Origin of the sequence: Nocardia farcinica (assembly GCF_029867845.1) — a bacterium.
GTDB lineage: Bacteria > Actinomycetota > Actinomycetes > Mycobacteriales > Mycobacteriaceae > Nocardia > Nocardia farcinica_A.
In genome coordinates this window covers 1-5,837 of sequence record NZ_JARWRU010001310.1, presented here as the reverse complement: position 1 = coordinate 5,837, position 5,837 = coordinate 1, and the positions used below count along the sequence as shown (strand labels likewise).

Annotated in this window: 5 protein-coding genes and 1 pseudogene; 1 reads left to right on the top strand and 5 read right to left on the bottom strand. The window is 73.2% G+C overall.

Translation table 11 applies throughout. The annotated features are described in order from the left end of the window. The 3 genes from QH283_RS29380 to QH283_RS29370 all read right to left on the bottom strand — a co-directional run. Window positions 1–1,005: NAD-dependent epimerase/dehydratase family protein (locus QH283_RS29380; RefSeq protein WP_280506169.1), on the bottom strand; the 1,005-nt coding region annotated here is incomplete at its 3' end. Between the two features lie 93 nt (window positions 1,006–1,098). Continuing rightward, window positions 1,099–1,956 (bottom strand): ABC transporter ATP-binding protein, encoded by an 858-nt coding sequence (locus tag QH283_RS29375; RefSeq protein ID WP_280506168.1) that lies wholly within the window; start codon window positions 1,954–1,956, stop codon window positions 1,099–1,101. After that, window positions 1,953–2,597, bottom strand: a complete 645-nt coding sequence (locus QH283_RS29370) for a FadR/GntR family transcriptional regulator (RefSeq protein WP_280506167.1) — start codon at window positions 2,595–2,597, stop codon at window positions 1,953–1,955. Before QH283_RS29370 ends, QH283_RS29375 begins: the two co-directional genes overlap by 4 nt. 191 nt (window positions 2,598–2,788) lie before the next feature. Here QH283_RS29370 and QH283_RS29365 point away from each other — a divergent pair. Continuing rightward, a pseudogene (locus tag QH283_RS29365) lies at window positions 2,789–4,195 on the top strand (2-isopropylmalate synthase); the annotation flags it as partial. A gap of 49 nt (window positions 4,196–4,244) precedes the next feature. Here QH283_RS29365 and QH283_RS29360 read toward each other — a convergent pair. Both QH283_RS29360 and QH283_RS29355 read right to left on the bottom strand, forming a co-directional pair. Continuing rightward, a complete protein-coding gene (locus QH283_RS29360; protein ID WP_280506166.1) occupies window positions 4,245–4,502 on the bottom strand; it encodes a hypothetical protein in 258 nt (85 codons plus the stop codon). Further along, window positions 4,499–5,833: an aldehyde dehydrogenase family protein gene (locus QH283_RS29355; protein ID WP_432420808.1), complete on the bottom strand. Its 1,335-nt coding sequence runs from the start codon at window positions 5,831–5,833 to the stop codon at window positions 4,499–4,501. The genes QH283_RS29360 and QH283_RS29355 overlap by 4 nt, the downstream gene beginning before the upstream one ends. Between the last annotated feature and the right edge of the window lie 4 nt (window positions 5,834–5,837).

The window sequence follows — 5,837 nt, the reverse complement described above, 5'->3', positions numbered from 1 at the left end:
CGGCCCGCCCGCGTGCGCGTCCAGCGGCGGGGTGTCGCCGCCGGCGTCGGTGCGCAGGCCGATGAGCAGTTCGCGCAGCGCCTCGTCGGCGGTGTGGTACGGCTCCCAGCCGAGGTCGGCGCGGGCGCGGCCGGAGTCCATGAGCGGCAGATGCATGAAGGCGTCGTAGAGCTCCGGCGGGGCGGGCACCATGCGGGCGTGCCAGGCCGCGGCGAGGGCGGAGCGGACCGCGCTGTAGGGCAGGGGCAGCGGGCGGGCGCCGAACAACTCCCCCAGCACGGCGGCGTCGATCACCGGTTCGGCGGCGAGGTTGAACGGGCCGCGCGCGTCGGAGAGCACGGCGGTGGCGAAGGCGCGGCCGATGTCGGCCGAGTGCACCGCCTGGAAGCGCAGCCCGCGCGGCAGCGGCAGTACCGGCACCAGGCCGGGCCGCACCAGCCGGTTGGGTACCAGCGGTCCCATGAACAACCGCCGCTGCTCCCCGGCCGTCTCCCGGCGGAAGATGAAGCCCGGGCGCAGCCGCACCACCCTGGTCCGCGGATTCTGCGCCTCGTACAGGTCGAGCAGCCGTTCGACGTAGGCCTTCTCCCTGGTGTAGGCCGCGGCCTGCCAGCCGTCGGTGGGCCAGCTCTCCGGCACCCGCTCGTCGCTCTCGGCGGGCGAGTAGGCGCCCACCGACGAGGCGTAGACGAGGGCGGGCACCTGCGCCGCCGCGACCGCGCGCAGCACCTTCTCGGTTCCGCCCACATTGGCGGACCAGGTGGTCATGGGCCGCCGGGCGGGCTGGAACAGCCACGCCACGTGCACCACCGCGTCCGCGCCGTGGAAGTGGCTCTCCAGGTCGTCCTCGCGCATGTCGGCGCCGACCCAGCTCACCCGGTCCAGGTGTTTGTCCGGCACCCGGCGCGCGATCCCGACGATCGATTCGACCGCCGAATCCTCCAGTAGCGCCTCGATGACACTGGTCCCGACATTGCCGGTGGCACCGACCACGACGACTCGCATGTTCGCTCCTCCTTCGGCGACGGTCCGTTGGCCGAACGGTCTCGCCAGGCGCCTACCCACCCACCCGAGCGCTACACGGTGCGGGCCGGAGGCTCAGACGAGAGCGGGCGGCCGGTCCGGCATGGGCGCGCCGCGGCGGGCGCGGGCGTGCCAGCGTCCGTGGGTCCGTGTGACCTCGATGGGGTGGGCGAAGGCGCGGCTGATGGTCTCGGTGGTGACCGCGTCCTCGACCGTTCCGGCGGCGACGGCCCGCCCGTCGGCGAGGACGAGCGCGTGCCCGGTGGTCTCCGGCAGGTCCTCGAGATGGTGGGTGACCAGGATCGAGGCCAGCTCCGGCGCGGTGCGGGGCAGGGCGTCGACGGTCTCCAGCAGTTGTTCCCGGGCCGCGACGTCCAGGCCGGTGGTGGGTTCGTCGAGCAGCAGCAGCCGGGGTTCGGCGATCAACGCGCGGGCGATCAACGCGCGGCCGCGTTCACCCTGGGAAAGGGTGGGCCACAGCGCGTCCCGCCGGGCCGACAGACCGACCTCGGCGATCAGCGCGTCGGCCCGGTCGAGCTGTTCGGCGGTCGGCTGCCAGCGCAGGGGCGTCTCGATGGTGCCGGTGACGCCGGTCAGCACGACCGTGCGCACCGACAGCGGCGAGCGCAGCGGGTGGCGGGGGTCGACATGGCCGATGTGGCGGCGTAGTTCCTGCGTGTCCACCCGGCCGAGGCGGCGGCCGAGCACGTCGACGGCGCCGGAGGTGGGGTGGGTGCGCGCGCCGCAGAAGCCGAGGATGGTGGATTTGCCCGCGCCGTTGGGTCCGAGCAGCGCCCAGTGCTCGCCCGCCCGGACGGTGAGGTCGACCCCGTGCAGGATCTGCACGCCGTCGCGGCGGAAGGTCACGCCGCGCAATTCGAGCACGGCGGGCGGTTCGGGGACGGCGGGCGGTTCGGGGACGGCGGCGCTCATGCGAGTCCTTCCTTGAGCGAATCCAGGTGGGTGCGGCAGCGGCGCACGGCCGCCTCGGTATCGCGCGCGGCGATGGCGTCGAAGAGTTCCACGTGCGCGTCGTGGTCGGCATCGCTGCCGAATTCCGTTCGCAGGCGCAGCATCTCGATCATGGCCTGGCGCACCCGAGGGGTGAAGCCGTCGAACAGCTCGACCAGGAGCGGGTTGTGGGCGGCGACGACGATGCCGCGATGGAAGGCGGTGTCGGCGTCGACATGTTCCTCGATGCCCGAGCGGTGCGCGGCCCGTGCCGCCAGCGCCCGGCGGATGGCGCGCAGGTCGGCCGGGGTGCGGCGCTGCGCGGCGAGCGCGGCGGCCTCGGCCTCGATGGCCACGCGGGCCTCGATGACCGCCACGATGTCGGCCCGGCGCAGCACGGTGTCCCAGTCCTCGCGCACGTCCAGCGCGGTGACGAAAACCCCCGCCCCCTGCCGGGAGTCGAGCACGCCCTTGCCCGCGAGCTGACGGACGGCCTCGCGGATCGTGGAGCGCCCGACCCCGAGCTGGGCGGCCAGCGTGGTCTCCCCCGGCAGCCGCGCGCCGAGCGCCCATTCGCCGGACCTGATCCGTTCCAGCAGCAGCTCGGCCGCCTGGTCGGCCATGGATGCCCTGCGCACCTGCACTTTCGATCTCCACTTCGCTACTTGTCTGAGGAGTTGTGCTAGATTCTAGCCGTGCTCGGACATCATCGCTTCCTCCTCCTTCGCTGCCACGGCGGGGTCTAGCCGGACCGGCTCCCGCCGTGGAGTTGTCTGCGCCGGTCACCCGACTTCCCGAGCAAGCAGGAACCGTGATGATCCAGACCCCGTTCCCCACCATCGCCACCCCGGCGGGCGAGATCCCCGCGCACGCGCCTCGATGGAATCGCCAGCGCCGCTCCCAGATGCCCTCGCATCGCTACCGCGATGTGTTCTCCCGGGTGGAACTCGCGCCCACCCAACGGAATTGGCCGTCCAACCGGATCACCGAGCCCCCGCTGTGGGTGCCGGTCGACCTGCGCGACGGCAACCAGGCCCTCACCGAACCGATGGACCCCGACCGCAAGCGCCGCTTCTTCGAACTCATGGTGGCCATGGGCTACAAGGAGATCGAGGTCGGCTACCCCTCGGCCTCGCAGACCGATTTCGACTTCGTGCGCCTGATCGCCGAGACCGGCTTCGCGCCCGAGGACGTCACCGTGGTGGTGTTCACCCCGGCCCGCCGCGACCTGATCGAGCGCACCGTCGAATCCGTGCGCGGCATCACCAACGACATCGTGATCCACATGTACACCGCCACCGCCCCGGTGTGGCGTGAGGTCGTGCTCGGGCACGACCGCGCCGCGCTGACCGAGCTGATCCTCGCGGGCGCTCGCGATGTGCTCGCCTGCGCCGGTGACCTGCCGAACGTGCGTTTCGAATTCTCCCCCGAGGTGTTCAATCTGACCGAGCCGGACTACGCGCTCGCGGTGTGCGACGCCGTGACCGCGCTGTGGGACGCCTGCCCCGACCGCCCGGTGATCCTGAATCTGCCCGCCACCGTCGAGGTCTCCACCCCGAACGTCTACGCCGACCAGATCGAGTACATGCACGCAAACCTGGCCCGCCGCGAGTCGGTGATCCTGTCGGTGCACCCGCACAACGATCGCGGCACCGGCGTCGCCTGCGCGGAACTGGCCGTGCCGGCCGGCGCGCAGCGGGTGGAGGGCTGCCTGTTCGGCAACGGCGAACGCACCGGCAATGTCGACCTGGTGACCCTGGCGCTGAACCTGCACGCCCAGGGCGTCGACCCGATGATCGACTTCTCCGACATCGACGCGATCCGCCGCGTGGTCGAACACTGCAACCGGATCGAGGTGCACCCCCGGCATCCCTACGCGGGCGATCTGGTGCACACCGCGTTCAGCGGCACCCACCAGGACGCCATCAAGAAGGGCTTCGCCGAGCACCGGGCCCGCGCCGCCGCCGAAGCCACGCCGGAGCGCGAACTCGCCTGGCGCGTACCGTATCTGCCGATCGACCCGGCCGACCTCGGCCGCACCTACGAGGCGGTGATCCGGGTGAACTCGCAGTCCGGCAAGGGCGGCATCGCCTACCTGCTGGCCCGCGACCACGGCATCGAGCTGTCCCGGCAGCAGCAGATCGAGTTCGCCCGGCACGTGCAGGCACACACCGACGCGACCGGCCGGGAGGTGACCTCGGACGAACTGTTCGACCTCTACCGGCAGTTCTGTCCGGGCCGGGTGGCCGTGCGGTAGCGACCGCGCGGACTCAGCCGACGTACCGGCGCGCGGTCGAGCGGCGCTGGGACTCCTCGAGCAGGACGAGCCCCGCCGCCACCGGCTCGGGGACGACCCGCCGCTCGCGCAGCACCCACGGCAGCGCGGGCCCGGGCAGCCAGTCCGGGCTCGGCACGGGGGATTCGCGCAGCTCCGGGGTGATCGGGTCCTCGTCCAGGCGGGCGAAGACCGAGGCCAGCTGGTCGGGGGGTGCGGCTGAGCCGCCAGTCGTCGGCTGCCTGCCCCTCATGCCGTCGGCGCGGGACGCAGGTGCACGACCTTCATCTGGGTCATCTCGTCCAGCAGTTCGGGGCCGTACCCGAAGCCGGAACCGCTGGCCCGGCGCGGGTGCGCGGCTCCGCCCGGTGCCCCGCCGAACACCGCGTTGATCTTCACCGTCCCCACCGGCAGCTCGCGCCAGGCGCGCTGGGCGTTGGCCATGGAGGGCGTGAGCACGCAGGCCGCCAGCCCGTATTCGTCGGCGGCGGCCTCGGCGAGCGCCTGGTCGAAGGTGCTCACCACCCGGACCGGCGCGACCGGTCCGAAGGTCTCCTCGCGCATGACGCGCATGCCGGGATCGCAATGGGCGAGCACGGTGGCCGGATAGTGGGCGCCTTCGCCCTCGGGCAGCATCGCGCCGGTGAGCGGTTCGGCTCCGCGCTCAACGGCGTCGCGGACCTGGGCGTGCACCTGGTCGCGGTGGCGGCGGTCGACCAGCGGGGCGGTGCGCCAGGCCTGCGCCTCGGTGGCCAGCGCGGACAGGAACGGCTCGGCCACGTCGCGGTGCACGAAGATCCGTTCCACCGAGACGCAGATCTGACCGGAGTTGGCGAACGCGCCGAGCGCGGCCTGACCGGCGGCCCACACCGGGTCGACTCCGGCGTCGACGATCATGGCGTCGTTGCCGCCGTTCTCCAGCAGCGCCTTCGCCCCGGTGGTGGCGGTGTTGCGGGCGATGGACCGGCCCGCGTCGGTGCTGCCGACGTGCGCGACCACGGCCACGTCGGGGTGGGCGGCCAGGTGCGCGCCGATCCGTCCGTCGCCCTGCGCGATCCGCAGCACGTCGGCGGGCAGCTCGGCCGCGAGCAGTTCACCCAGGCGGGCGCCAGTGTGCGGTGCGCGCTCGCTGGGCTTGTAGACGGCGGTGTTGCCGGTGACCAGGGCCGCGCCGAGCAGGCCGCAGGAGACCGCGACCGGGTCGTTCCACGGGGTGAGGGCCGCGACCACGCCCCGCGGCTCCCACACCATGAGGTCGGTGGCGTCATGGTCGCCGTGCAAGGTGTGTCCGCGGTGCAGCGGTCCCAGTTCGGCGTACTGCTCGAGCGTCGCCGCGCCCGCGACCACCCCTTCGGCCGCCTCGGCGCGCGGTCGGCCGGTCTCCCGTTCGTTGAGCTCGGCCAGTTCGCCCGCGTGCTCGCGCAGCGAGGCAGCGGCGGCGCGCAGGGCGGCGGCGCGTTCGACCGCGGAGGTGCGCGCCCACACCGGCCCCGCCCGGCGCGCCGCCGCCCCCAGCCGGTCGAGTTCGGCGGCGGGGGGGATGGGCACGGTGCCGCCGGTGGCACCGGGGGCGGGGTCGAGGATGGCC